Annotated in this window: 27 protein-coding genes and 2 pseudogenes; 10 read left to right on the forward strand and 19 right to left on the reverse strand. The window is 66.2% G+C overall.

Annotation, left to right across the window (positions count from 1 at the left end; all coding sequences use genetic code 11):
* Positions 1 to 35: 35 nt before the first annotated feature.
* Positions 36 to 1,871: a CocE/NonD family hydrolase gene (locus tag GXN78_RS31450; protein WP_106559931.1), complete on the reverse strand. Its 1,836-nt coding sequence runs from the start codon at positions 1,869 to 1,871 to the stop codon at positions 36 to 38.
* 211 nt (positions 1,872 to 2,082) lie between these two features.
* Between GXN78_RS31450 and GXN78_RS31455 the strand changes: the two genes are divergently transcribed.
* The 7 genes and pseudogenes from GXN78_RS31455 (at position 2,083) to GXN78_RS31485 (ending at position 5,445) form a co-directional block, all read left to right on the forward strand.
* A complete protein-coding gene (locus GXN78_RS31455; protein ID WP_239143041.1) occupies positions 2,083 to 2,505 on the forward strand; it encodes a hypothetical protein in 423 nt (140 codons plus the stop codon).
* Positions 2,506 to 2,603: 98 nt separating this feature from the next.
* Complete coding sequence (locus tag GXN78_RS31460) at positions 2,604 to 2,891, forward strand: hypothetical protein (protein WP_146163156.1); 288 nt, start codon at positions 2,604 to 2,606, stop codon at positions 2,889 to 2,891.
* Between the two features lie 356 nt (positions 2,892 to 3,247).
* Positions 3,248 to 3,535, forward strand: a complete 288-nt coding sequence (locus tag GXN78_RS31465) for a hypothetical protein (RefSeq protein WP_106559953.1) — start codon at positions 3,248 to 3,250, stop codon at positions 3,533 to 3,535.
* Positions 3,532 to 3,942, forward strand: coding sequence for a hypothetical protein (locus tag GXN78_RS31470; RefSeq protein WP_106559934.1), 411 nt, complete (start codon positions 3,532 to 3,534; stop codon positions 3,940 to 3,942). Before GXN78_RS31465 ends, GXN78_RS31470 begins: the two co-directional genes overlap by 4 nt.
* A gap of 117 nt (positions 3,943 to 4,059) precedes the next feature.
* Positions 4,060 to 4,323 (forward strand): annotated as a pseudogene (locus tag GXN78_RS31475) (substrate-binding domain-containing protein); the annotation flags it as partial.
* Positions 4,324 to 4,583: 260 nt separating this feature from the next.
* Entirely contained in the window at positions 4,584 to 5,153 is a 570-nt protein-coding gene (locus GXN78_RS31480) for a helix-turn-helix domain-containing protein (RefSeq protein ID WP_343231040.1), read from the forward strand.
* Positions 5,154 to 5,301: 148 nt separating this feature from the next.
* Positions 5,302 to 5,445, forward strand: coding sequence for a hypothetical protein (locus GXN78_RS31485; protein ID WP_164255996.1), 144 nt, complete (start codon positions 5,302 to 5,304; stop codon positions 5,443 to 5,445).
* Between the two features lie 109 nt (positions 5,446 to 5,554).
* Here the strand turns inward: GXN78_RS31485 and rbsK are convergent, their stop codons facing one another.
* The 7 genes from rbsK to GXN78_RS31520 form a co-directional block, all read right to left on the reverse strand.
* Positions 5,555 to 6,511 (reverse strand): ribokinase, encoded by a 957-nt coding sequence (gene rbsK / locus GXN78_RS31490; protein WP_106559937.1) that lies wholly within the window; start codon positions 6,509 to 6,511, stop codon positions 5,555 to 5,557.
* Positions 6,508 to 6,957 (reverse strand): ribose 5-phosphate isomerase B, encoded by a 450-nt coding sequence (gene rpiB, locus GXN78_RS31495; protein ID WP_106559938.1) that lies wholly within the window; start codon positions 6,955 to 6,957, stop codon positions 6,508 to 6,510. The genes rbsK and rpiB overlap by 4 nt, the downstream gene beginning before the upstream one ends.
* Positions 6,958 to 6,983: 26 nt before the next feature.
* The gene (locus tag GXN78_RS31500) at positions 6,984 to 7,724 is read right to left on the reverse strand and encodes a transporter substrate-binding domain-containing protein (RefSeq protein ID WP_239143055.1); all 741 of its coding nucleotides are present in this window, start codon (positions 7,722 to 7,724) and stop codon (positions 6,984 to 6,986) included.
* A 90-nt stretch (positions 7,725 to 7,814) separates the two neighbouring features.
* Positions 7,815 to 8,576 (reverse strand): amino acid ABC transporter ATP-binding protein, encoded by a 762-nt coding sequence (locus GXN78_RS31505; RefSeq protein ID WP_106559940.1) that lies wholly within the window; start codon positions 8,574 to 8,576, stop codon positions 7,815 to 7,817.
* Positions 8,551 to 9,252: an amino acid ABC transporter permease gene (locus GXN78_RS31510; protein ID WP_106559941.1), complete on the reverse strand. Its 702-nt coding sequence runs from the start codon at positions 9,250 to 9,252 to the stop codon at positions 8,551 to 8,553. The genes GXN78_RS31505 and GXN78_RS31510 overlap by 26 nt, the downstream gene beginning before the upstream one ends.
* Positions 9,252 to 9,929: an amino acid ABC transporter permease gene (locus GXN78_RS31515; RefSeq protein WP_106559954.1), complete on the reverse strand. Its 678-nt coding sequence runs from the start codon at positions 9,927 to 9,929 to the stop codon at positions 9,252 to 9,254. Before GXN78_RS31515 ends, GXN78_RS31510 begins: the two co-directional genes overlap by 1 nt.
* Positions 9,929 to 10,672, reverse strand: a complete 744-nt coding sequence (locus GXN78_RS31520; protein WP_239143056.1) for a FadR/GntR family transcriptional regulator — start codon at positions 10,670 to 10,672, stop codon at positions 9,929 to 9,931. The genes GXN78_RS31515 and GXN78_RS31520 overlap by 1 nt, the downstream gene beginning before the upstream one ends.
* A 354-nt stretch (positions 10,673 to 11,026) precedes the next feature.
* Between GXN78_RS31520 and GXN78_RS31525 the strand changes: the two genes are divergently transcribed.
* Positions 11,027 to 11,275 (forward strand): hypothetical protein, encoded by a 249-nt coding sequence (locus GXN78_RS31525; protein WP_164256000.1) that lies wholly within the window; start codon positions 11,027 to 11,029, stop codon positions 11,273 to 11,275.
* A 118-nt stretch (positions 11,276 to 11,393) separates the two neighbouring features.
* Here GXN78_RS31525 and GXN78_RS31530 read toward each other — a convergent pair whose 3' ends face one another.
* The 10 genes and pseudogenes from GXN78_RS31530 to GXN78_RS31575 form a co-directional block, all read right to left on the reverse strand.
* Positions 11,394 to 12,749: an FAD-binding oxidoreductase gene (locus GXN78_RS31530; RefSeq protein ID WP_106559944.1), complete on the reverse strand. Its 1,356-nt coding sequence runs from the start codon at positions 12,747 to 12,749 to the stop codon at positions 11,394 to 11,396.
* A gap of 86 nt (positions 12,750 to 12,835) precedes the next feature.
* On the reverse strand, positions 12,836 to 13,621 hold the full coding sequence (locus GXN78_RS31535) for an ABC transporter permease (RefSeq protein ID WP_239143057.1): 786 nt from the start codon (positions 13,619 to 13,621) through the stop codon (positions 12,836 to 12,838).
* A gap of 110 nt (positions 13,622 to 13,731) precedes the next feature.
* On the reverse strand, positions 13,732 to 14,568 hold the full coding sequence (locus GXN78_RS31540) for an ABC transporter ATP-binding protein (RefSeq protein WP_106559946.1): 837 nt from the start codon (positions 14,566 to 14,568) through the stop codon (positions 13,732 to 13,734).
* A 2-nt stretch (positions 14,569 to 14,570) separates the two neighbouring features.
* A complete protein-coding gene (locus tag GXN78_RS31545) occupies positions 14,571 to 15,563 on the reverse strand; it encodes an ABC transporter substrate-binding protein (RefSeq protein ID WP_106559947.1) in 993 nt (330 codons plus the stop codon).
* Positions 15,564 to 15,629: 66 nt separating this feature from the next.
* Positions 15,630 to 16,483 (reverse strand): annotated as a pseudogene (locus tag GXN78_RS31550) (creatininase family protein).
* A 350-nt stretch (positions 16,484 to 16,833) separates the two neighbouring features.
* Positions 16,834 to 18,315 carry an amidohydrolase family protein gene (locus GXN78_RS31555; protein ID WP_239143042.1) on the reverse strand — a complete coding sequence of 494 codons (1,482 nt, stop codon included), beginning with the start codon at positions 18,313 to 18,315 and terminating at the stop codon, positions 16,834 to 16,836.
* Positions 18,316 to 18,324: 9 nt separating this feature from the next.
* Positions 18,325 to 18,912 (reverse strand): NAD(P)H-dependent oxidoreductase, encoded by a 588-nt coding sequence (locus GXN78_RS31560; RefSeq protein WP_106554592.1) that lies wholly within the window; start codon positions 18,910 to 18,912, stop codon positions 18,325 to 18,327.
* A 21-nt stretch (positions 18,913 to 18,933) separates the two neighbouring features.
* Positions 18,934 to 19,221 (reverse strand): 2Fe-2S iron-sulfur cluster binding domain-containing protein, encoded by a 288-nt coding sequence (locus GXN78_RS31565; protein WP_239143043.1) that lies wholly within the window; start codon positions 19,219 to 19,221, stop codon positions 18,934 to 18,936.
* Between the two features lie 193 nt (positions 19,222 to 19,414).
* Positions 19,415 to 20,068: a TetR family transcriptional regulator C-terminal domain-containing protein gene (locus tag GXN78_RS31570; protein ID WP_106554612.1), complete on the reverse strand. Its 654-nt coding sequence runs from the start codon at positions 20,066 to 20,068 to the stop codon at positions 19,415 to 19,417.
* A gap of 77 nt (positions 20,069 to 20,145) precedes the next feature.
* On the reverse strand, positions 20,146 to 20,661 hold the full coding sequence (locus GXN78_RS31575) for a nucleoside deaminase (RefSeq protein ID WP_106554611.1): 516 nt from the start codon (positions 20,659 to 20,661) through the stop codon (positions 20,146 to 20,148).
* A 266-nt stretch (positions 20,662 to 20,927) separates the two neighbouring features.
* Here GXN78_RS31575 and GXN78_RS31580 point away from each other — a divergent pair, with 266 nt between their 5' ends.
* Entirely contained in the window at positions 20,928 to 21,920 is a 993-nt protein-coding gene (locus GXN78_RS31580; RefSeq protein WP_106554590.1) for a 2OG-Fe(II) oxygenase family protein, read from the forward strand.
* A gap of 66 nt (positions 21,921 to 21,986) precedes the next feature.
* The gene (locus GXN78_RS31585; protein WP_106554589.1) at positions 21,987 to 22,328 is read left to right on the forward strand and encodes a hypothetical protein; all 342 of its coding nucleotides are present in this window, start codon (positions 21,987 to 21,989) and stop codon (positions 22,326 to 22,328) included.
* Positions 22,329 to 22,503: 175 nt separating this feature from the next.
* On the opposite strand, the gene GXN78_RS31595 is transcribed toward GXN78_RS31585, so the two are convergent.
* A complete protein-coding gene (locus GXN78_RS31595; protein WP_164256002.1) occupies positions 22,504 to 23,841 on the reverse strand; it encodes a ribokinase in 1,338 nt (445 codons plus the stop codon).
* Between the last annotated feature and the right edge of the window lie 11 nt (positions 23,842 to 23,852).

The raw sequence follows: 23,852 nt of genomic DNA on the forward strand, positions 1-23,852 counted from the left end.
AAGTCAGCGGCACGGGGGAAGGTGGAAGGGGCAGTTCAGCGGGAGGCGTTGCGCAGCGGCAATTCGAACCAGGTGGCATCCGGACCTCGCAGAATCTCAAGACGCGGAGGCCTGCCGTGCGGGACCTGCGGCGCGTGACCGGCGTCGCTGCCGGTCAGCGAAATGCGGATGCGGCTGCCCGGGGCGAACGTCCAGGACACAGGGAGCAACGAGAAGACCAGCCGTGCCGGCTCGCCCGGCGTCATCAGGCGGGCCGAGGCCCGGTCATAGGAGTTGACCGGCCAACTGGCCACGTAGTCAGGCGAGCGCGAGAGGCCTTCACGGTGCAGCGCGCGCAGGGAGCCCTCGGTCACGTAGCGGCATTGGCCATCCGCGAGCACTTCGGTGAGATAGACATGCGCCGCTGCATCCTTCTCGGACGACACGAACAGCAACTGGACAGCGACATGGCCCGTGAGCTCGGCCGCCGCCTCCAGTGGGGCGCTGTCGTAGCGCAAATGAGCGTCCTGCCTCTCGGTCCAGTCGGGATAGTAGTTCTCGACGGCCGCCGCGCCCAAGCGCTCCAGCCGCGTCTGCGTGCCCGAGGAGGCGGAAAAATCGACCTGGTAGGTGTCGCTCCCGAAAGCCTGCGGTTGAGGCACCAGCGCTGCGCCCGCCGCAGGATAGAGGCGATGGACCTGCCTCACCGGTGGCCACCTATCGGCGGCCTGCCACTTCTCATCGTGAATGGTGAAGTAGTGCACGGGCGCTTCGCGCTCCAATCCGGTGTCGATGCCCCGCAGGTGGTGATCGAAAAAGCGCAGCACCTCTGCGAGCAGCGGAAAGTCGGAGCCGGCGTTCTCGCGCCAGGGAGAGACATTGCTGCGTGCGCCATGATCCCAAGGACCCAGCAACAGGCGGTGCTGGTGCTTGGGCAGCGTCAGGAAGCGAGTGATGGCGGAGTTGCTGTAGCCCGCGCCGTCGTACCAGCCCGAGATGGAATACACGGCCACACTGTCCGGAATCCGGCGCGCGTAGTAGCCCGGGCTGCAGATGTCGAGCGTGAGTTCCGGATCGTGCAGCGCGGCGTCGTGCTGGAACGGCATCTCGCGCGCCAGGTCGTTGAGGCGGCAGTTGCTTCGGTGCTGCTGGATGGCCTGAGCGAGCTGGCTACCGTCGGTGTCCTCATCCACCGGCTGTGGTCCTGCCAGGCGTGGGTTGCCGTAGTAGGCGAACTTGGCGAGCGCCGGGCGATCATCCTGGTCGAGTGCGACCATCAGTTCGTCATAGCGGCCCGTCCACACCGTAGAGAGCATGCCGCCGACATAGAGCTGGTCGGTGTAGATGTCCGTGACGGCAAAGAGCGGCGCAATTGCCTTCACAGCAGGGTGTCCGGTGCTGGCCAGGAACACGGCGGCCGCACCGAGATAGGAGATGCCTGTCGCGCCGATGACGCCGTCGCTCCAACCTTGCTGGACGATCCACTCGGCGATCTCGTGGTAGTCTTCACGCTCCTTGGGGGAGCGCAGTGCATCGCGGGTACCGAAGCTGGCGCCGGTGCCGCGAACGTCGACCACCACCACCGCATAGCCGTGCGGCACGAAGAAGTCGCGATAGCGCCCGCAGTTCGGGCTGTTCTCCTCGGCTGCATCGGTCGTGACAAAGCGGCGGTAGTAGGGGGTGAAGAGGGCGATCGCGGGGAACCGCTCGACCGTCGCAGCGCCATCGCGCGACTGGGGAAGATACACATCCACGGCGATGCGACAGCCGTCGCGCATCGTCACGTAGACAGAGAACGGGCGGGCGGGGATGTCGTAAGCGGGCGCGCAGCTCGCCAAGTAGTCAGTAGGGCGAATCTTCCATGCGCCGGGGGTACCGTCGTGATCTGACATGAGCAGGTTGTCTTTGCGGGCTTGTGAAAGTTTCGTGACGTAGCGGAGATTCTTCGGGATGGGCCGACCACTGAAAAATGCGAAATGTGGATTGCTCCATAGGTTCGACCTATGGCGCCACCGCATGGGCCTGACCGTTCGGCCCGGCCGCTTGGCCGTCGCTTCTGTAAATTTCGGAGGACGAAGGATGGCTTGGGGGTGCAGGGCCTTGATGGAGACACTCGTGTCCGCGCTAAACGGTTCCTGCCAACAAGAGCGACACCTGGACAGCGAACGTCCAACTTGCCAAACTGCTCGCATGGCACTTCACCACGCATCGTCCGGTCAGGTTGTGGACTTCGGCGCGCTCGACGTGGAGGCGGCGCAGACCTGCGCACTCCTGAAGGCCAGGGACATCGAGATCATGTGGCTGGTGGTGCCGGCCGGCAAACAGGTTCCGACGCACGCCGTCTCAACGTCGATGACCTTGCAGTGCATGCGAGGAAGGGTTGAGGTGCAGCTCGCCGGCGGCGTGAAGCTGCTGGAGGCCGATCAGGTCATGTACCTCGCCGGCGGCGTGCCACATGGCCTGCATGGGTTGGAAGAGAGCAGGCTTCTCATGACCATCGTGCTGCCAGCCAGCCGTACCGACTGAGCCGTGGAGGAAGACGGAGATTTGCCCCCGTCCAGCTGCCGATCAAGGCACTGCGGCTGATCGGCGAGATCTTGGGCGCTCTGAGCAGGCGCCAGGCCGTGACTGACGTCTCGGATAAGCGCGAGCTGACCACGGCTGAGGCGGCGCACGACCCGAACGTGTCGCCCGTTGTCATTCGCGAGATTGAGGCCGGGCGGCTCCCGCATCGCATGGTCGGGACGCATCGCTGCATCACTCTTGATGATCTGATGGCCAACAAGCAGCGGACGCGCGAGGGGCCAGAATGCCGCTTTGCAGCGCCTGTCGGACAACACCAACGAACTAGATTTGAACCACTTACGGCCGGGCACGCACAGCGGCTTCGCGAGGCGTCCGAACTGCTGTAGCGGCAGGGCGGCGCTGATAACCGCATCATCGGCGTCATCCGGCAACAGAACCACCAGGTGGAGCCCCACTTCGCCGAACAAGGTCTTGGAGAACGTGCCCAATTAGATGACACGCTCGTCCTTGTCCAGGCCCTGGGGCGAGGGCCAACGGGTCACCTTCGAGCCGGATTCGCTCTCGTGTTCATCGTCGAAGACCCAGGCGCCGTTCCGGCACGGCCGGGGACGTACGGCGACGTCCCCGCCTACCGACCGGACGTCGCGCTATGAGAGATGGCGGCGCGAAGCGGCGGCGCACGAGGCTTGACTCCTTCTTAGAAATTGGATATCTTAAAGATATCTTCAAGGGGCCGCCATCCATGCCTTCGCGCACTCTCGCCAATCAGATCGCATTTCGCTACCGCACGGTCGATAGCGCCACTGGCGTCACCCGCGAAACAGCCAAGCGCCTGGCTGAGCAATTGGGTGTGGATGAAACCCAGGCCATTCACCGGGCGCTGCACGAACTGGCGGTCAGGATGCTGCCACAGTACGAACCGGACGACGGTCCGCTGACGGCTGTCCAGATGCGTCAGATCAAGAAGCGCCTCCCGCAAGGCGGCAAGCGCTCGGTGCGGTCGAGCCTGTTCGACACAGAGACCGCATGATGCCGGCATGGTGGGCAGAACCCACCGCCGGCGAGATCGTCTGGTGCCACTTCCCTGACGACATCCACCCGCGCCCCAAACCACGGCCGGCGTTGGTCTTGGCTGTTTTCGATGATGACGCGCCGCAGTTCCACGTGCGGGTCGCCTACGGCACCAGCCAGCGAACCACGACGTTGCACCGGGGCGAGTTCTCGATCCTGCGTGAACGCAACCCATCTGCTTACGAGGCAGCCGGGTTGAGCTACGACACCAAGTTCGATCTGAGGCAGGCCGTCGACCTTCCCTACACCACCGACTGGTTTTCCGTGCCGCCTGCGGCGCCCCACGGCCAGGTACCTAAGCTCGGCACGCTGCATCCATCCCTGGTGCGCGCCGTACAGGCGGCATTTCGCGCAGTAGCCGAATGAACCGAGGCCTGCCTGCGCTGGCGGTCAGCGACGGCTTAGTTGCCATGCCGAACATGTTGCTCTCAGCGGCTATGACGGGGAAGCAGTCGTCTCCCCTTCGTCGACTGCTCGAGTCTTTGGTGCAACGACGATCTTGCGCAGGGTGCGCTCCTGAGTGCCTTGCGGCTGGGCATTCCGGTGCCGCAGCGCGTGGCCATTGCCGGATTCAACGACCTGACCGGCAGCGATCAGATGCTGCCGCCCCTCACCACGGTGCGCACGCCGCGCGCGGAGATCGGTACCGCCGCGGCAAGCATGCTATTGGCCCTGATGCGAGGTGAATCCCCGCCTTCCTCTTCGGTGGACCTTGGCTACCAGGTGATCGTGCGGCAAAGCGCTTGATGGTCTGTCCGTATTCGGCGAGCTCCGCGGAGATCGTCGAGTGTGAGTCCGGCGCTTCATCCCTCACCGAACATCCAGCTGGTCCTGCTGTTGAGTGAGCTTTTCGGCGCGGAAGTAGCCCGCCCCCGCCATCGCACATCGCTTCTTCACGATGTCGCGCACGGCCGCCGGTGCGGGTGACTCCCCGAGATAACCTCCCTTGCGAATGCAGCGGAAGAGGGCGCCCTTCCTGGATGCCGCTGGCGGCGAGGCATTCCTGCATGGCCTGCGCCGTGCTGCCCACCAGGGGTTTCACGTCCTCGGGACGCTCGGCGACGGCCTGGTTGGTGTTCGGTGAAAAAGCCCACAGCGCCGCTGGGGTGCAGAGAAGTGTCATGACAACTCTGGAACGCCCGAGGCGCCAGCAGCCTGCGGAGATGACGCAAGAGGAGTTGGAGATGGCGCGCACGGCGCAGCGCTGCATCGGCGAGGCATTGGACCGCTCCCGAGCAGCCAGCATCATGCTCACCAGTGAAGATGGGGACTTGCCTCCGGTCCAACTGCCGACCAAGGCACTGCGGCTGATCGGCGAAGTCCTGGGCGCTCTGAGCGAGCGCCAGGCGGTGACGGTCGTCTCGGGTAAGCGCGAGATGACCACGGTTGAGGCGGCGCACTACCTGAACGTATCGCGCCCCTTTGTCATTCGCGAGATCGAGGCCGGGCGACTTCCGCATCGCATGGTCGGGACACACCGCCGCATCACGTTTGAGGATCTAATGGCCTACCAGCAGCGGATGCGCAAGGGCCAGAAGGCTGCGTTGCAGCGACCGTCGGACAACGCCAATGAGTGAGGCTTGGACTACTGATGGCCGGGCACGCACAGTACACGGCCCTTCTGGATGCGTGCGTGCTTTACCCTGTGAGCGTCAGCGACGCGCTGCTAAGCATCGCTGTCACCGGCCTGTACGCGCCGAAGTGGAAGACTGAGATCGAGGCGGAATGGATACGCAACTCGCGGCCGAGCGCCCCGAGTTGGCCGGTCGCCTCGCCTATCGCCGCGGTCGCCTCTTCAAGGCGGAGTTCGGGGTGCCGCCGAGCGCGGTCCGGCAGTTGCGCACCGCGGACGGCGAGCACGGCGCCTGAGCGCACACGAGCCGGCCGATCTCAACAGCAACACGGCCGGTACGAACGGCAGGCTGTTGAGGGGGCGTGCGCACATGCGCACGAAGCCGATGTTCAGCGCCAGACCGTCTCAGCGCGCCACCACCGGGCGCGGCGGCGGCACCGCGGGCAGTGCGGCGAGGTCTTGCCGACGCGGCATCGACGCCTGCGCGCCCGCCTTCGTCACGCTGAGCGCGGCAGCCTGGATGCCGAGTGCGATGCCGGCATCGATAGATGCCTTCCTCGCGAGCGCGGCACACAGGGCACCGATGAAGGTGTCGCCGGCCGCCGTGGTGTCGACCGCGCGGACTGACAGGGCCTCGAAGTGGCGGCTGCCCTCAGCGTTGGCGACCACGACACCGTGAGCGCCCATTGTGAGGATCACGTGAGCAGGTCCGCGCTGTCGCAGGGCAGCGGCCGCGCAGGCGGCGCTCACCGTGTCGCCCACCGTCATGCCGCTCAGCATCGCGGCTTCGGTCTCGTTCACTACGAGGATGCCCACCAGCGGCAACAGGGTGTCGGGCAACGCCTGAGCGGGAGCAGGATTCAGCACCACCGTGCAGCCAGCGGCATGCGCGATCGCCGCCGCCTCGCACACCGCCGCCATCGGCACCTCGAGTTGCAGCGATACGATGCGCGCCGTCGCGAGCGTGCTGCGCAGCCGGCCGATGTCTTCGGTGCCGACGGACGCGTTCGCGCCGGGACTCAGCGCGATGCGGTTCTGCGCACCGTCGTCGACCATGATCAAGGCCACTCCGGTCGACGCTGCATCGGTGGCCACCTGTCGAGCATCCACGCCGTCGGCTTCGAGCGAGGCCTTCAGCGCAAGCCCGAAGGCGTCGTTGCCGACGCGCCCGACGATCGCGACCCGAGCGCCCTGCCGCGCGCACGCGACGGCCTGGTTGGCTCCCTTGCCGCCTGGATTGCTCATGAACGAACGGGCCTGCAAGGTTTCCCCGGGATCCGGCACGCGTGGCACACGGAGCACCAGGTCCATGTTGAGGCTGCCGAATACCACGACCTCGGGCGTGGCGTGATCGGGCTTCAAGACTCGGCGTCCATCTGGTGAAGCTTCTCGACACGGCGCCGGAAGTCCTCGTCTTCTGCCGCGAATCGCGCGCCCAGATAGGACGTGATGAGGTCGGCGGCCAGCCAGGGGCCGACAATCTGCGCGCCGATGCACATGACGTTCACGTCGTCGTGCTCGACCGACTGGTGCGCCGAATGCACGTCGTGGCAGACCGCCGCGCGAATGCCCTTCATCTTGTTGGCGGCGATCGACGCGCCGACGCCGGTGCCGCACACCATGATGCCGCGCTCGACCTCGCCGCCGACGATCTTCGCGGCCACCGCGCGTGCCACGTCGGGAAAATCGACCGACTGGTCGTCATGGCAGCCGACGTCGACGACCTCGTGGCCGAGCTTTCTGATGTGTTCGACCACGGCGCCTTTCAGCACCCAGCCGGCGTGGTCCGAACCTATGACGAGACGCATGAATTCCTCTTCGGGTTGTGAATGATTCAGGGACGCATGTTCGCAGGCAGATCGCTGCCGTGGAACTTCTTGTAGATGGCGTTGAGCTTGCCGTTCTGCAGATTGGCCGCGACCCATTCGTTGAGCTTGGCGACCATGCGCTCCTCGCCTTTCTTGACGCCGATGGCGAGGTCGAGATTGCGCAGCACGATCTTCTGCTCGAACGGGCGCTGCGGGTTCTTCGCGGTGATCTGGTTCATGATCGTCACCGAGGTGGAAACGATGTCGGCCTGGCCGCTGACGCCGGCGGTGACCATGGTCGCGTCGTCGTCGTAGCGCACCACCTTGAAGTCGCGGTCCTTGGCCAGTTGCGTGAGTTCGGTGTCTTGCGTGGTGCCGCGCGTGACGGTGACCGACTTGCCCTTGAGGTCGGGCCAGTCCTTGATCGCCAGGTCCTTGCGCGCGCCGATGACGGAGACCAGCGCCGCGTACGGCTTCGAGAAGTCGATGACCTTCTGGCGCTCCGGCGTCACCGAAAGCGTGGAGACCACGATGTCGGCCTTGCCGGTCTGCAGGTTCGGGATGCGCGTCGCGCCAGTGGTCTGCACGAACTCCAGCTCGAGCCCCCAGTCCTTGGCGAGCAGCTGAGCGGTCTCGACGTCGGAGCCGGTCGGCTTGAGGTCCTTGTTGAGCATGCCTGAGGGCGGGATCGAAAGGTCCGTTGCGATGCGGATCTTCTTTGCCTTCATGACGTCGTCGAGCACGTCGGCGTGCGCGGCCGCTGCCATGGCGAGGCAGGCGGCGGCCAACAGGGTGGGAAGTGAACGGAATGCTTTCATGATCGGGGTGTCTCCATGTTTTCGAAAGAGGGCCAGCCTTCAGAGCTCGCTGGCCACGAATTGCCGAAGCTCGGCGGTTTGGGGGGATGACAGGATTTCCGGGCCGCCGCGCTCCCAGACCCTGCCGCGGTGCATGAACAGCACCTGGTCCGCGACCTTGCGCGCGAAGGCCATCTCGTGCGTGACCATGACCATGGTCATACCGCCGGCGGCGAGATCCTCGATGACGCGCAGGACCTCGCCGGTGAGCTCGGGGTCGAGCGCCGAGGTCACCTCGTCGAACAGCATCACCTTCGGCTGCATCGCCAGCGAGCGGGCGATGGCAACCCGCTGCTGCTGGCCGCCCGACAACTGCTCGGGATAGGACGATGCCTTCTCGGCCAGCCCGACCTTGGCCAGCACCTCGTGCGCCAGCGTGCGCGCGGCCGGCTTGGCCAGGCCCTTGGCCGAGCGCGGCGCGAGCATGATGTTCTGCTCGATGGTCAGATGCGGAAAGAGGTTGTAGCTCTGGAACACGATGCCGACGTCCAGCCGCAGCGCCTTGAGATCGACACCGGCCGCATCGACGCGATGGCCGCACACCACGATTTCCCCGCTGTCGATGCGTTCGAGGCGATCGATGCAGCGCAGCGCCGTGCTCTTGCCCGAGCCGCTGCGGCCAATGATCGCCGTGACCTCGCCGCGGCCGACTTCGAAGCCGACGCCTTCAAGCACTTTGAGCGCACCGAAGCTCTTGTGCACGTCGTGCAGGCGCACGACTGGCGCCGAGGCACGGTCAGGGTTGGGCGAGGACAGGTTCATGGGTCAAGACGGCCTTCGCCGCAGTGGGGGACGCGGCGGCCCTGCGCTCGAGCCGCCGGCTCCAGACCGACAGCGGATAGCACAGCGCGAAGTAGATGGCCGCGATGACGAGGTAGACGATGAAGGGCTCGAAGATCGAGTTGTTGATGATCTGTCCCGAACGCGCGAGTTCGACGAAGCCGACCACGGACGCGAGCGAGGTGTTCTTGACGATCTGCACCATGAACCCGACCGTGGGCGGCGTGGCCAGCCGCACGGCCTGCGGCAGCACGACCTTGAACATGCGTTGCGTGCGGTTCAGCGCCAGGCATTCGGCGGCCTCCCATTGCGCGCGCGGCACGGCTTGGATGGCGCCGCGCCAGATCTCGCCGAGATAGGCCGAGACGTAGATCGTGAGCGACACGCCGGCAGCGGCGAGCGCGGAGACCTTGATGCCCAGCGTCGGCAGCCCGAAGAAAGCGAGGAACATGATCACCAGGAGCGGCGAGCCCTGCACCAGCTGGACCCACAGGCCGGTCGCCGTGCGCACCCAGCGATGGGGCGAGACCCGCGCCAGCGCCACAACGAACGCGCACAGGCCACCGCCGACGAAGGCGATGAGCGAGAGGATCGCGGTCCATCCTGCCCCCTGCAACAGGAACATCAGATGGTTGGCATTGAATGCGGTGCCGGTCATCACAGCGCGGTGCCCAGTCTGCGGCGGCGCGGGAACAGCAATGCGCCCAGGCCCCAGAAGCCGAGTCGCATCAGCAGCGACAGGAGGATGTAGGCCGCGCCGACAAGGATGAAGGTCTCGAAAGGGCGGTAGGTGTCCGACTGCACGTGGTTGGCGATGGCGGTGAGCTCTTCGGCCGAGATCTGCGAGCAGATCGACGAGGCCAGCATCAGCAGCACGAACTGGCTGGTCAGCGCCGGATACACGCGCTCCATCGCGGGCAGCAGCACGACGTGCCAGTACACCTGCAGGCGCGACAGACCGAGGCATTCGGCAGCCTCGATCTGGCTGCGATTCACCGAGTCGAAGCCGGCGCGCATGATCTCCGTCGCGTAGGCGCCGGCATTGACCGCGAGCGCGATCACCGCCACGGTAAACGCCGACAGCGACAGGCCGAGGCTCGACAGGCCGAAGTAGACAAGGAAGATCTGGACCAGGAGCGGCGTGTTGCGAATCAGCTCCACGTAGGCCCCGCAGGCGCGCGCCAGCCACCGATGGCTGCTGCGCCGGCCGGCCGCGCACAGCGTTCCGATCGCGAAGCCCGACAGCGTGGCGACGAAGGCCAGGCGCACGGTCAGCCACGCGCCTTCGGCGAACAACGGCCAGCGCTGGAGCACCGTGCCGAAGTCGAGATCGATCACGCGACCTCCTCGTGCTTGGGCGGCCGGCCGCGCGCCGCCGGCCCGCTGGCCGCCTTGCGCCGGTATTCGTCGCCAATGCTGAAGTGCTTGCGCAGCACCTGGTCGGCCCGCTCCTCGTCGCGCGAGACCAGCGCCTGGAAGATGCGCGCATGGTCTTCGACGAGGTATTGCTTGACCGCCGGATCGCCACCGACCACGTCCCGGCGCTCGTGGTGCGAGCGCATCAGCAGCGTCGACATCGCGGCATACAGCTGCATCAGGGTCTCAGAGCGGCTCGCCCGCACCAGCGCGGCGTGGAACTCGTAGTCGGCGCGGCTGCCCTCTTCGGAATCGTCGACCGTCGCCTCGATGCGGTCGACTGCCGCGGCAATGCGCTCCAGATCCGAGGTCGATGCGTGCCGGCAGGCCAGGCGCACGGCCTGCACCTCGATGGCGATGCGCGCCTGCATCACGTCGTCCACGATGTCGGCCTGCTGCGCCATCGAGAACGCAAAGAAGTCGCCCAGCACCGACACGTCCGGCTTGCGCACGATGGTGCCCACGCGCTCGCGGATTTCGACCACGCCCATCATCGACAGCGCGCGCAGCGCCTCGCGCACGATCGGGCGGCTGACGCCCAACTGCAGCGCGAGCTCGCGTTCGGGCACCAGTCGATCGCCGCAGCGGATGCTGCCCTCGAGCAACTTGTCGCGTAGGAAGGCGAACACTTTGGAGAAGCCTGTGCCCTCGGTTTCCTGCATTCGCGTGATGACCGGCGCTTGAATCTTTCTTGTCATGCCGTGGTTTTACCAGCGGCCAGACCAAGGTCTATCCCGGACTATCCCTCTGCGGAGAAACCCGGATGCGTAGGCTTTTCCTTGGCGCGCTGCGGCGGCGTGCTCCGAGGTTGGCGCGGGCCGCGTCCACCTTCGGCGCCATGAGCACTCCGGTGCATCCCTTAAGCGCGGCTGCAAATGGCTCATGTCTCGCGGTGGGCTGCACCCTGGGGGAGACATGCACGCTTTTGGCTTGGTACCGTGAAATCCTTCCTTCTCCGCTCAAGAGGCTGCGCGCCAAATGTAATCTTTGGTACTACGAAGGGGTCGCAGATGAACATGAACCTCGAACTGAGCATTGATCAGCCCATCGCTGGTCACTTCTACTGGACGATCGTTGGCCTCGACCAGGCTGGCGACCATCAGCGGTTGGTCGACTACTCCCGCGGTCCGATGCCGACCCGCGGCTTGGCTACGGCAGCAGGTCTCGCCGCGTTGATGCGTCACCAAGAGGTTGAGGACCTCGGCACGCCGGCGTCGAGGCCGTCCTCGGATCCGATCGCAGAAGCGGCACGCCGATTCCATTGAACGCCAAGCACGTAGCGCGAAGGAGGCACGCCGCCGGGCGACGGGCTGCGCGGCCTGATACCCCAATATGCCCTTCGATCCATCGGTAGTGGCTTGCTCAGGCCGTCTGGCGCTGCGGCTACGCAATGGCTGCAGGAGCCACCCAGCTGCGTAGCTTCCCAGGATTAAGCAGGCCCAGAGGATCAAAGCGGCGCTTGACGTCCACCACGGCCGGGTCCAGGTTGTTCTGCTTGCCGTCCTCCACGATGTACACGTGGGGGTTGTTGATCTGCACGCCGTGGTCGCGGTAGATCTGCATGATCTGGTTCAGGCGCTCTTCGGTGCTGTAGCGGATGAGCTGCAGGCCGCTGCAGTTGAACGCGCCTTCCTTGGTGCGCAGGAACTCCAGGTGCATCATCACCTCACCCCTCAGCGCGGCTTCCAGGGCCTTGACCTGCTCGAGCTTGCGCATGGGGTCGAACCCGCTCTGGATGTAGGTGAGCCCCTTGTCCACCTTCAGTGCATGGAGCGTGGTGTGGTTCCAGGTGTATTCGATGAGCGTCTTGTGGCTTTGCTCCACCTGGTCCGCGGTCTTGCAGTAGGTGACCTGGCCACCGTGCCGGACGACCATGTCGCGCATGCCCGCCTCGGAGTGTGGTGCCACCAGCACCATCACGGCATGGCAGCCGGAGGGCAGGTGCTCGGCCAGGCTGGTGAAGTAGTCTGCAATGGGGGCGGCCAGAAAGCAGACCTCCTTCTTCTCGAGGCCCGGCGCACTGCCGAAACGGTCGGCGAACTCCAGCGCCGCATCGAACTGCGCGAATGTGGCAATGCACTCGGTCCACGCCACCGCGGGCGTGAGTGCCACCTCCAGTTCCAGCACGATGCCGTTGGTGCCGTAGGTATGGTGCAGCAGCATGGCTTCGGGGCCGCTCAGCTCCACGATCTGGGGCTCGGCCTCCACGGTCATGGCGCGCACGGCCAGCACGTTGCCGGGGGCTGCCAGCGGTCCGTGGTTGATGGAGCCCGCGCCGCCGAAACCGCCACCGAACAGCCCGCCCAGCGTGGCGCTGCGGTAGGTGGAGGGCAGCCAGCGCAACTCCTGTCCCAGTGGCTTGGCCTGTGCGTCGAAGTCTGCGAGCCGGATACCGGCCTGCGCACGGCCCACGCCGCCGCGCACCCAGCCGAAGCCGTTGTAGCCGCTCAGGTCCAGGATGACGCCGCCGTGCAGCGGTGTGCTTTGCCCATAGTTGCCGGTGCCGCTGCCGCGCACCGTGATGGGAATACCGGCGCGGGCGCAGGCGGCCACCACACTGCGAATCTCGTCTTCGGTGCGCGGGCGCACGGCGATGTCGCCGCGCTTGCCCGCCAGGTCGCGCTTGAGTACGGGGCTGAACCAGGCGAAGTCCTGCGAAAGCCGGCCTACGCGCAGTGGGTCGGCAATCCAGTCCAGGTCACGCAGCAGGTCGGGCAATTGATGGGCGGTAGGGGTCATGGGGCTATCTACTGTGGGAGGGCGGTGGAGGCGAAGGAGTACCCCAACCGCCGCAGGCGATGTTCAGGCTTCGGGAGGGACAGGGGCTAGTCTTGCGGGTTCTCGCTGGCATGCCAGCCGCCCAGCGCCAGCCGTGTGAGCCAGGCCATCAGGACGAACAGGGCGACACCGGTGAGCGAGATCAGCAACAGGGCGGCAAACATGCGCGGGATGTTGAGCTGAAAGCCGGCCTGCAGGATCTGGTAGGCCAGCCCTGCGCCCGTGCCACCCGTGCCTGCGACGAACTCGGCCACCACGGCGCCGATCAATGCCAGGCCGCTGGAGATGCGCAGCCCGCCGAAGAAGCAGGGCAGCGCGCTCGGGATGCGCAGGCGCAGCAGCGTCTGCAGCCGTGTGGCGCGGTTGAGCTTGAAATAGCTTTGCAGGTCCGGCTCCACACTGCGCAGGCCCAGCGTGGTGTTGCTGATGATGGGGAACAGGGCCACCAGCGCGGCGCAGATCACCATGGAGGCCATCGGGTCCTTGACCCAGATGATGATGAGCGGCGCCACCGCCACGATGGGAGTGACCTGCAGCAGCACGGCATAGGGGAACAGGGCGGTCTCGATGCGCGTGCTCTGCACGAACAGGAACGAGATCAGCACCCCGGCCACCGTGGCCACACCAAAGGCCAGCACCGTGATCTTGACAGTGACCCAGAGCGAGGCGCCCAGGGCGGCCCAGTCGGTGAACAGGGTCTTCATCATCAGCAGCGGCGATGGCACCAGGTAGGGCGGCAGTTCCAGGCCGGTGACCAGGCTCTGCCACAGTGCGATCAGCACCAGACCCACAAGCAGCGGGTAGGCCACGCGCTGCACGCGCGGCTGCGCCATGAGCGGCGTGCGCGGGCGCGCTGCTGCCCTGGGCGGGGCCGGTGCGCGGGTGGGCTGAGCGCTGCGCGCAGCGACGGGTGCTGCCACGGGAGCGGTCGCAAAAGGCGTGCTCATCCCAGGGCCTCCTCGGTGTCGGCGCTGGCGCGCAGCAGGCTGTCTTGCAGTCGCTTGGCGTAGCGGCTGAATTCAGGCGACACCATGAAGTCGGCCGTGCGGGGGTAGGGGGCGTCGATGCGGAACTCTTCGACCACACGGCCCGGGCGTGCAGCCATCATGAGCACGCGGCTGGAGAGGAACACGGCCTCGTGGATCGAGTGCGTCACAAAAATCACGGTGAGCTTTTTCTTGCACCACAGGTCGAGCAGGTCGGCATCGAGCTTGTGGCGCGTGATCTCGTCGAGCGCGCCGAACGGCTCGTCCATGAGCAGCAGGTCGGGCTGGGTGACCAGGCCGCGCGCGATCGACACGCGCATCTGCATGCCGCCCGACAGGGCGCGCGGCAGGGCGGTCGCAAACCTCGACAGCCCCACCAGCGCCAGCGCCTCTGCCACCTGGGCGTCGGCCTCCTGGCGCGGTACGCCGGCCAGGTCCAGTGGGAGGCGCACATTGGTCTGCACGCTGGCCCACGGCATAAGCGTGGGCGATTGGAAGACGAAGGCCATCTTCTTGCCGCTTTCGCCCAGCCGTGCCACGGGCTTGCGCCACAGGTGCAGCAGGCCGTCGGTGGGCTCCAGCAGGCCCGCCACCATCTTGAGCAGTGTGCTCTTGCCGCAGCCTGAAGGCCCCAGCAGGGTGACGAACTCTCCTTCCTCGATGGTCAGGTCCACCGGCAGCAGCGCCTGGGTTCCATTGGGGTAGGTCTTCTCGGCAGACAGCACCTCCACCGCCGGTGTGGGGGGTGCTGCGCGAGGGCTCGGAGCCAGGGGCGGGGTGTCGGAGGGGCTCATGGTCAAGGCAGAACCTTGAGGTCCTTGACGAAGCTGGTGGTGTAGGTGTCGGCCAGCTTGACCTTGGCGGGATCGATCAGCTTGGCGTCCACCAGGAACTCGTAGCTCGCCTTGGCGCGGGCGTCGGTCATGATGCCGATGCCCATCGTGGCGGCGTCGCCCCCGGTGGCCATGCCCATTTCCTTCAGCTTGGCCACGCTGTAGGCCAGCTGCTCGTCGGTCATGTTGGGGTTGTCCTTCTTGATGAGCGCATTGGCAGGAGCCGGGTCGGCCAGGTAGCTCTTCCAGCCTTCCATCGAGGCCTTCACGAACGAGGCCACGGCGGCATTGCGCTCCTTGACGGTCTTTTCCATGCACGAGATCGTGGTGGCGTAGGCGGGGTAGCCCTGGTCGCTGAACATCAGCGTGTTGGCCTTCACGCCCGCCTTGGCAATGGCAAATGGCTCGGACGTCAGGTAGCCCTGCTGGGCCGTGTTCTTGTCGGCCACGAAGGGCTGGATGTTGAAGGTGTAGGGGCGGGTCTGCGCATCGGTGAAGCCGTACTTGGCCTTCAGCCAGGGCCAGTAGCCGCGCTGGGCCGACGAGGCGATCAGGATGGTCTTGCCCTTGAGGTCCTCGAACTTCTTCACGTCGTCATGAGCGATGAGTACCTGGGGGTCCTTCTGGAATACGGCCGCTACGTTCACCACGGGCACGCCGCCTTCTCGCATCTGAATCATCTGCAAGTCGCTGGAGCCCATCACGCACTCGGCCTGGCCGGCCGCCATCATCTGAACGATATTGACCTGCGGGCCTCCCATCTTGATGGTCACGTCCAGGCCGTACTTCTTGTACAGGCCCGTGGCGACAGCCTGGTAGAAGCCGCCGTGCTCGGCCTGGGCGTACCAGTTGGTCATGTAGGTGAACTTTTCCTGTGCCTGGGCGGCACCCATGGCACCAAGACCGAGCAGCACGGCTGCACCAAGTGTGGAAAGGCGGGAGGCAGTCTTCATCATGGCAATACTCCGGTAGGGTGATGGGAGAGGGAGGCAGAGGGGCGCGCGGTGCGCGCCTTGCAGGCTTCAGGCCGGCGTGGTTTCGACATGGCCTGTGTGGTTGGCACGGCCCCAGGTGGGCTCGGGGCGTGCGGCCCACTGCAGGTGGTGCATCTCGGTGATGGCGGCGGCCCAACTCACTGCCAGTGAATCGAGGATCGCGTGGCCCTGCTCGGCCGTGGCGGGCAGCGGGTCGCCAATGATTCCGCTGGGCCCGAAGTCGCGCGCGCTCCACGCGCAGGCGGGCCGGCCATCGGGCGAGAGCAGGGGCGACTGGAAGACGGGCGGGTAGTTGACCACCGCGCGCTCCATGTGCACGGTGTCGGGCGCCAGCGCCAGCATCAGCGCCGTCTCGGCATGGCCTGCGTGCATGGCCAGCTTCTTTTCCTTGTCCGACAGGTATTGGCCCGCCACGTGCGGCACGCGCCAGGTGAAGCTGGGCACCACGATGAAGTCGCCATGGCGCAGGCGCAGTTCGCGAGCGCACATCTCCATCACCTGCGGCTGGCCGCCATGGCCGTTGACGAACAGCAGCTTGCGAAACCCCGCGCGGTACACGGACTCGCCCACCTCGTTCATGGTGGCCAGCAGGGTCTCGCCGCTCAGGGTGACGGTGCCCGGAAAGTGCAAGTGCTCCTCCGACTTGCCGTAGGTGATGGGGGCCATGGCAAAGGCCGGCACCTCCGCCGGCAGTCGGGCCAGCGCATGGCCCACCACGCCCGCGCTGATCACCGTGTCCACCGCGCAAGGCAGGTGAGGGCCGTGCTGCTCGGTGGCGCCGGTCGGCAAGACGATGACGGTGTTCTCCTTGTCCAGGTCGACGATCCGGGTCCAGCCTGTGGTAGGGCAGGCGCGGTTGCTGGGTTGTAGCCGTGCAGCATAAAGCGGGTCTTTCTTTGAAGGCGATGCGGGTGCGGGAAGGGAGCAGCGGGTCGTGCTGGTGGCAGCCAGGCGGTGGTTTCCACTCCCGATGAGGATGCTCGGGCGTGGCAGTATTTTATGCCTACTCACCATGGTGGAGACCGGAAAATCGCCCGGAAAGAACAGCTTGCGCACCTGGCTGTAAACAGCGAAAGTGGTCCAGGTTCTAAAGCGCCCGAACCAGCTTCTGATCATCCGACATCTTCGCCCGCCAGCCGCTCCGGAGTGGTCTGGCGGATGTGTCCAGCACAGCTCTGGCGAGGATGGCCCTCCCGATGTCGTTAAGCGAATTCGCCCGGTGCGGCTTGACTCAGCGTGGTGGCCTGTCGGGAATATTATCGGCATAGTCAGCACGATATGGCTGGTCGCCGGGTCGACTGGCAATGATCCCGACAGGAACACAAAGTCCTCGCGCGTCGCCACGCGGTAGCGGGCCAGGGTCAAAGGATGCCTGGGTCGTAAAGTTAAGTGCCCGGCGCGATGCTTTTTGGGTGGGCGGCGGCGGGGCGGGTGTCAGCCACCCGCCACGCGGCGCTGGCATGGCCACTGGTGACTGACCAGCGCAGCACCACGCGGGCCGTGCGCGAGGAAAGCCCCAGCGGTCGGCCTGGTTGAAGACGATCAGGTCGAACGCACTGCCGGGCTGCAGCGGCAGGGCGTCCGGGCCGCGGCGCAGCCAGTCGGTGCGGCACAGCGATTCGGACCAGCGGTCGAACGGTGCTTCCAGCTGCGCGGCGAGCACGCCGGTCGCCAGGGCTTCGAGCGGATCGAAGCTGCCCACCGGGCAAAAAGGATCCTGCACGTTGTCGCTGGCCACCAGCACCGGGATGCCGCGCGCATGCGCTTCCTTGACCAGGGTGAGGCCGCGCTGGCGCGGCGTTCGGCCGGTGGTGGCGTCCTGCAGCAGCAGGTTGGTGATGGGCAGGGTGACCAGGGTGATGGGGCTGCGCGCCACCGCATCGAGGGTGGCCAGCGCCGTGGCCTCGTCCTGCGTGGCCAACGCACAGGCGTGGCCGCAAACCACGTGGCCTTCGAAGCGCAGCGCCTGCAACAGCGCGACCGTGGTGGTCAGGCCCAGCGCGCCGGGGTGCAGTTCCTCGTCCACGTGCAGGTCCACGTTCAGGCCATGGTGCTGCGCGGCCTCGAACAGGTGGCGCAGGGCCTGCGGGTTCCAGTGGGTCGAGTGCACGAAGCCGCCCAGCAGGGCGCCGGGCCCGCTCTGGGCCACGGTGCGTGCCAGGTGCATGGCGGTGCTGCGCTCGGTGTACAGGTGCAGCGGGATCAGGCCCACGCGCTCCAGCGTGATGCGGCCGGTCCATTCCTGCGCGAGCTCGCGCAGAACGTTCCAGGCCAGGGGCTGGGCCTCCGGCTCCCACCAGTCGCAGTGCGTGCGCAGGTGCACCACGCCGGCGTCATAGGCCCATTGCAGGGCGCGGCTGGCGCGGGCGCGGATGTCGGCCTCCGTCCAGCCCTGGCGGTCCACCATCATGGCTTCGATGGCGCCCAGCAGGCCGGGCTTCACCGTGCCCATGCGCGGCAGGGTGAAGGCCTTGTCCAGGTGCGTGTGGGCGTCCACCAGGCCCGGCAGAACCAGGGCGCCACCCACGTCCCAGGTGGTGCCTGCAGGCAGGGGGCGCGCCCGGTCGTGCGGGACCACGCCTTGCATGCGGCCCTGGGCAGTGTGCAGATCGGCCAGTGCTGGCTGGCCGTCGCTGGAGGGCCATTGCCGGGGCAGCAGCCAGCCGGGCAGGCGGGCGCGCACGATGTGGTCGGGGGCGTCGGATGCGTGCATGCCGGTCCCTCAGGCAAAGCGCGCCATGGCCTGGCCGACGCGGGCCTTGAAAGCTTCCAGGCGCGGGGGCTTGGCCACGTTCATGTGGTAGCAGGCGTGGTAGTCCACGCGGGCCTTGCCGCCCGTCAGCAGGCGCATGTAGCGCGTGACGGACTTGCGCGGCGGGTCGCCCATGAGCAGGGCCGTCCAGCGCGGGCGGCCATAGGTGACCACCGCCGAGATGCGCTTGATGTGCGTGAGCGAGGGCTTCACGTGCTGCGGGTCGCTGATGTCGAAGGCCACGCCCGGCATCAGCACGCGGTCGAAAAAGCCCTTGAGCATGGCCGGCATGCCGAAGCACCAGGTGGGAAAGCAGAACACCACGGCCTCGGCGCACAGCAGGCGGTCCACATAGCGCTGGACCGGCAGCCGGTTGTTCGGCACCTCGTGGTAGCCCAGGCGCTCCTCGCGGCTCAGGACCGGGTTGAAGTCCTCGGCATACAGGTCGCAGTCGTCCACCTCGTGGCCGGCCGCGCGCAGGTTGCGCACCACCTCGGCATGCAGGGCCGCGTTGTAGCTGGTTTCCACCGGGTGGCAATAGATCACGAGGATGCGCATGCGGACGCCTGCCAAACGGAGTCAGAGCTCGAGCGTGAGAGTCGGGCCATGGCTGCGCGCGCAGCACACGGCCACATGGGTCAGTTGCTCGTCGGCGCTCAGGCAGCTGTCGCGGTGGTCGGGCTCGCCGTCGAGCCAGCGCGTGACGCAGGTGCCGCACACGCCTTGTTCGCACAGGGTGTCGATGGCCACGCCGGCGAGTTGCAGCACGTCGGCCATGCTTTCGCCGGGCTCGACGGGCAGCCGCATCCGGCTGCGCGCGAGCACCAGTTCAAAGGCCTGTTCGTTGGCAGGCAGTGGGGTTGCCATGGCGGGAATCTGCATAGTTGACCATTTGATTTGATCGATTGGTCAAACTATGCAAAGGCTGTGCCAGTTGTGCCCGGCGACGGTTGGGATCTACCTGGGCACTTCAGGCCATCCTATGGAGGGCTTGCCTCGAGCAATGATTCGACCGGGGCTCAGCGAACGCACCTGCCGCGGCCGGGACCGTGGTGATGGCTTAATCTGGTGCGAGGCCGCAGCCCAGCAGCACAAAAGTGGTGAGTTCTCGCACGATGTGCTCGCGGTCGATGGGCTCATCGGGCGCCAGGCCCAGCATGATGTGCACTTGCACGCCATAGTCGGCGTAGTGCTGCGTCATGCCCCAGATCTGCATGAGCAGGACCTTGGCATCCACGGCGCGCATGCGGCCTTCGGCGATCCAGCGGTTGATCAGGTCCACCTTCTGCTGGGTGGACTTCACGGCGACCGGCCAGTATTTGCCCAGGTTGCGCCCGCCGCCCAGCACCTCGGTGGTGAAGATGCGCGACAGGCCCGGGTTGTCCAGTGCATAGTCAAGCTTCTTGCGCACGTAGCTGCTCAGTACCTTCTTGGGGTCGTCACTGTTGCTGTCGAATATGAAGGCCCCCGACCAGCCGTTGAGCACGGAGTACAGCAGTTCTTCATAGAGCTCTTCCTTGCTGCTGATGTAGTAGTGCAGCTGGGGTTTGGTCAGGCCCGCGCGTTCGGCGATGGCTTTGGTCGACGCGCCCTTGAAGCCGTGGCGGCTGAACTCGGCAATGGCCGCTTCGCGGATGGCGCCCAGGATGCGCTCGCGCCCCTGTTTGGCGCGACTCAGTGCGCCGGACGGGGCGTCGATTTCAGGTTCGGGCATGGACTGGACGGGCACGGTGGTCGAAGGAAGACGGAGGGGCGTTGCCGATTCTGCCGCTAGCGGCCTGGATGGGCGCCTCACACTTTCCAGAAGCCGACATGAGGCGCACTCGCCTCCTCGATCATCGCAGGCCCGATGCACTCGATGGGATGGGGGGATGCCGCGAAGACGTCGCGGCAGGACAGCGCTGCATCGCGCTGCTCGGCCCGCTCGCCGCGGAACGCGCGCAGGCGCACGGCATCGATGCCAAACACCACACGCCCGATGCCTGACCAGAAAATGGCGCCCGCGCACATCACGCACGGCTCGGCCGACGAGTACAGCGTGGCCTGGGCCAGTGCTTCGCGGCCGACGATCGGGCTGATCTGGCGCACAGCATTGGTTTCGGCATGGCCTGTGCAGTCACCCGTTTCGGTGGTGTTGCAGTAGGCCTCGGCGAGCAATTCGCCGTCGGCGCCAATCACCACGGCGCCAAACGGACGGTTGCCGCGCGCGCGTGCCGTGCGCGACCAGGCGATGGCCTGGCGCAGGTAGGTGCCATCGGTGCCATCGACGAGCGTAGCTTCTTCGAGTGGTGCGGGGGATGCAGTCATGAGGGCGGGCATGGGGTGTCTTTGTCGGTCGTGTGATGGGAGGTGTTCAACGGCAGGATGTCTGCATGCCCGCCGCTGCCGATGCCTGCGTGGTGCATTTGGCATGCCAATACAGGCACTCTTCTTGCAAGATCTGTGGCAAGAGTAGAAGCGTTCACTGCGCAGCCGTCATGTCCTTGTGCATGGTGGCGGGGCCAGTCGGAAATTGCTCTTGAAGCCCGCACCACGCGGTGTGCCAACGCGCACCGTGACTTCAGGAGAACCGCATGACCACCGCCACCCACGACATGACCGAGCTGCAGAGAGAAACGCGCATGGGCGCGACCGGCTCGGAAACCAGCAACCGTGAGATACGCCGCATCGACCTTTTGGACTTTGCGCAGCGCAAGACCGGCATCGCCAACCAACTTTGGGATGCCGCCGTCGATGAGGGCTTCTTCCAGATCGTGAACCACGGCATCGCGCTGGCCGATGTGCGCAACGCCTTCGCCATGACCGAGCGCTTCTTTGCGCTGCCTGATGCCGTGAAGGCCCGGTACCCTTTTAAGAAGGCCCTGAATGTCGGATGGGAGAGCCGTGCCCAGGTGCGTCCGTCCACGGGCACACCCGACCAGAAGGAGTCCTACCAGATCACCCGCCCGCACATGGAAGGCTTGTGGCCCACCGATGAAGAACTGGCGGGGTTCAAGGCGACCATGCTGGCTTTCGAAGGACAGTGCTGGCAGTTGGCGATGCAGGTGCTGTCGTGTTTTGCATGGAAACTGGGCTTCGATGACTTCTTCTTCCAGCGTGCGCACGACCCGGCGCAGCCCAGCTACCAGAGCACCTTGCGCCTGCTGCACTACTTTGCAACGCCGCCAGAGCAGCAGGCCAGCCTGGGCCTGTGGCGCGCCGGTGCGCATACCGATTTCGACTGCCTCACCCTGCTGTTCCAGCGGCAAGGGCAGGGTGGCCTGCAGGTGTGCCCGGGCAAGGAGATGGAGAGCCAGGCCTGGACGTCGGTGGAGCCCGACGAGCTGGCGATCACCTGCAATATCGGCGACATGCTGATGCGCTGGAGTGATGATTGGTTGCCTTCCAACTTCCACCGCGTAAGGAACCCGCTGCCCGGTGAATACATGGGCTCGCGCTACAGCATGGCATTCTTCGCTCAGGCCAACCGGGACGCCATCATCGAAGGGCCGGGCCGGAAGTACCCGGCAATCGCAGCCGGGGATTATCTGAACCAGCGCGTGGCGGCCAATTTCAAGGTTTATTGAATAGGTGCGCGCAGGAGGACGCCCCCGCCTGGGGCGCATTTCCCGAGAAGTTACCGATGCGGAACGATGCAGTTGCTGTTCGCAGCACTTCATCCGTTCCGGCGGCAGCTCGCTCACCAGGCCGGCCTCAGCATCGGCATCCGCCTTGCGCGCGGCGTGGTCGACGATGAACTGGATGACGACCGGTACCGCAACGGGCATTCGCAGCGCCTGGCCATAGCGCGCGGCGTACCAGGCGCACCAATAGCGCATCGCCGAGGCATAGGAGACGCGCGTGTTGATCGATTCTCCTTCGCGCAGCAGCGCGCGCTGCGGCTTCGGTGGTTTGCGTCAAGCGCGCCGGATCCAGCTGTTGAGGTCAGTTACGGGAAGCGCCCCCTGAATTTGCTTGGCTACAGAATGCGGTAGAACGTCTTCACGGCTCATCCAGCATCTGGCTGACTTTGCTCCCGAGCGCGCTCTCGGCGCGGAAGTAGCCCATCACGATCGCGACGCTGTGATGCCCGGTCATCGCCATCGTCTCGGGCAGCGACATGTTCTGCCGGCCGGCCTCCGTCACGAACCGGCCCTGAGCGAGTGCACGCTAAAACTTCCCTCCATCAGCGCGCACCACCGGGCTCGGCTGCGGCACCGCGGGCAGTGCAGCGAGGTCTTGCCGACGCGGCATCGACACCTGCGCGCCCGCCTTCGTCACGCTGAGCGCGGCAGCCTGGATGCCGAGGGCGATGCCGGCATCGATAGATGCCTTCCTCGCAAGCGCTGCACACAGGGCACCGATGAAGGTGTCGCCGGCCGCCGTGGTGTCGACCGCGCGGACTGACAGGGCCTCGAAGTGGCGGCTGCCCTCAGCGTTGGCGACCACGACACCGTGAGCGCCCATTGTGAGGATCACGTGAGCAGGTCCGCGCTGTCGCAGGGCAGCGGCCGCGCAGGCGGCGCTCACCGTGTCGCCCACCGTCATGCCGCTCAGCATCGCGGCTTCGGTCTCGTTCACTACGAGGATGCCCACCAGCGGCAACAGGGTGTCGGGCAACGCCTGAGCGGGAGCAGGATTCAGCACCACCGTGCAGCCAGCGGCATGCGCGATCGCCGCCGCCTCGCACACCGCCGCCATCGGCACCTCGAGTTGCAGCGATACGATGCGCGCCGTCGCGAGCGTGCTGCGCAGCCGGCCGATGTCTTCGGTGCCGACGGACGCGTTCGCGCCGGGACTCAGCGCGATGCGGTTCTGCGCACCGTCGTCGACCATGATCAAGGCCACTCCGGTCGACGCTGCATCGGTGGCCACCTGTCGAGCATCCACGCCGTCGGCTTCGAGCGAGGCCTTCAGCGCAAGCCCGAAGGCGTCGTTGCCGACGCGCCCGACGATCGCGACCCGAGCGCCCTGCCGCGCGCACGCGACGGCCTGGTTGGCTCCGCGTTGACGCGCGAGCGTCGCATCGCGGTGACGCGAGCGGCGATCGGGTAGAGCGCTTGGGGCGCCCCCAGAGGGGCCGGCGGTGACACATTGTCTTTGCAAGCTTGGCGGTGAGAAGCGAGTGACACATTTCCTTCGCAAATCGCGCAAGTCCTTGCTGGACGTGCCTTTGCCATGGATCGGCCCGTGCCCAGAAGACAAGTGACACATTTGCCTGCGCAAGAGTGACCACAGTTGGTTTTTGCTACGATCGCCGACGGCAACGCCCGCCTCATGGAGGGCTACCGCTGCGAGCATGCGGCATTTCGTGCAGCCGCCTACCGCCCGGGGCTTTGCGACGAGATCTGGAGCGAGTTGGACGAGCTTGCCGAACGGCCGATCAGCGCGGATTCCGAGGGACAGCGGCAGCGGCATCAGCTCATTCGGCGGCACGATGGCGCTGTCCGAAGCCGATTTCTGACGAGCCCCCGCTTTCACCCGGAAGTCTTCATGCCATCCCGTCACGCACCGACGGC

It is taken from the genome of Variovorax sp. WS11, assembly GCF_010499245.1.
Taxonomy (GTDB): Bacteria; Pseudomonadota; Gammaproteobacteria; order Burkholderiales; family Burkholderiaceae_C; genus Variovorax.

What these genes read in the sequence shown, in the direction of transcription:
- GXN78_RS31480 (WP_343231040.1), top strand. Translation starts at nt 4,584, where the DNA reads ATGGCCTGCGCCGTGCTGCCCACCAGGGGTTTCACGTCCTCGGGACGC.
- GXN78_RS31545 (WP_106559947.1), bottom strand. Translation starts at nt 15,563, where the DNA reads ATGATGAAGACTGCCTCCCGCCTTTCCACACTTGGTGCAGCCGTGCTG.
- GXN78_RS31530 (WP_106559944.1), bottom strand. Translation starts at nt 12,749, where the DNA reads ATGACCCCTACCGCCCATCAATTGCCCGACCTGCTGCGTGACCTGGAC.
- GXN78_RS31470 (WP_106559934.1), top strand. Translation starts at nt 3,532, where the DNA reads ATGATGCCGGCATGGTGGGCAGAACCCACCGCCGGCGAGATCGTCTGG.
- GXN78_RS31560 (WP_106554592.1), bottom strand. Translation starts at nt 18,912, where the DNA reads ATGCGCATCCTCGTGATCTATTGCCACCCGGTGGAAACCAGCTACAAC.
- GXN78_RS31570 (WP_106554612.1), bottom strand. Translation starts at nt 20,068, where the DNA reads ATGCCCGAACCTGAAATCGACGCCCCGTCCGGCGCACTGAGTCGCGCC.
- GXN78_RS31525 (WP_164256000.1), top strand. Translation starts at nt 11,027, where the DNA reads ATGAACCTCGAACTGAGCATTGATCAGCCCATCGCTGGTCACTTCTAC.
- GXN78_RS31510 (WP_106559941.1), bottom strand. Translation starts at nt 9,252, where the DNA reads ATGACCGGCACCGCATTCAATGCCAACCATCTGATGTTCCTGTTGCAG.
- GXN78_RS31575 (WP_106554611.1), bottom strand. Translation starts at nt 20,661, where the DNA reads ATGACTGCATCCCCCGCACCACTCGAAGAAGCTACGCTCGTCGATGGC.
- GXN78_RS31540 (WP_106559946.1), bottom strand. Translation starts at nt 14,568, where the DNA reads ATGAGCCCCTCCGACACCCCGCCCCTGGCTCCGAGCCCTCGCGCAGCA.
- GXN78_RS31455 (WP_239143041.1), top strand. Translation starts at nt 2,083, where the DNA reads ATGGAGACACTCGTGTCCGCGCTAAACGGTTCCTGCCAACAAGAGCGA.
- GXN78_RS31565 (WP_239143043.1), bottom strand. Translation starts at nt 19,221, where the DNA reads ATGGCAACCCCACTGCCTGCCAACGAACAGGCCTTTGAACTGGTGCTC.
- GXN78_RS31465 (WP_106559953.1), top strand. Translation starts at nt 3,248, where the DNA reads ATGCCTTCGCGCACTCTCGCCAATCAGATCGCATTTCGCTACCGCACG.
- GXN78_RS31500 (WP_239143055.1), bottom strand. Translation starts at nt 7,724, where the DNA reads ATGGCAGCGGCCGCGCACGCCGACGTGCTCGACGACGTCATGAAGGCA.
- GXN78_RS31555 (WP_239143042.1), bottom strand. Translation starts at nt 18,315, where the DNA reads ATGCACGCATCCGACGCCCCCGACCACATCGTGCGCGCCCGCCTGCCC.
- GXN78_RS31535 (WP_239143057.1), bottom strand. Translation starts at nt 13,621, where the DNA reads ATGGCGCAGCCGCGCGTGCAGCGCGTGGCCTACCCGCTGCTTGTGGGT.
- GXN78_RS31580 (WP_106554590.1), top strand. Translation starts at nt 20,928, where the DNA reads ATGACCACCGCCACCCACGACATGACCGAGCTGCAGAGAGAAACGCGC.
- GXN78_RS31585 (WP_106554589.1), top strand. Translation starts at nt 21,987, where the DNA reads ATGCAGTTGCTGTTCGCAGCACTTCATCCGTTCCGGCGGCAGCTCGCT.
- GXN78_RS31520 (WP_239143056.1), bottom strand. Translation starts at nt 10,672, where the DNA reads ATGCAGGAAACCGAGGGCACAGGCTTCTCCAAAGTGTTCGCCTTCCTA.
- GXN78_RS31450 (WP_106559931.1), bottom strand. Translation starts at nt 1,871, where the DNA reads ATGTCAGATCACGACGGTACCCCCGGCGCATGGAAGATTCGCCCTACT.
- rpiB (WP_106559938.1), bottom strand. Translation starts at nt 6,957, where the DNA reads ATGCGTCTCGTCATAGGTTCGGACCACGCCGGCTGGGTGCTGAAAGGC.
- GXN78_RS31485 (WP_164255996.1), top strand. Translation starts at nt 5,302, where the DNA reads ATGGATACGCAACTCGCGGCCGAGCGCCCCGAGTTGGCCGGTCGCCTC.
- GXN78_RS31505 (WP_106559940.1), bottom strand. Translation starts at nt 8,576, where the DNA reads ATGAACCTGTCCTCGCCCAACCCTGACCGTGCCTCGGCGCCAGTCGTG.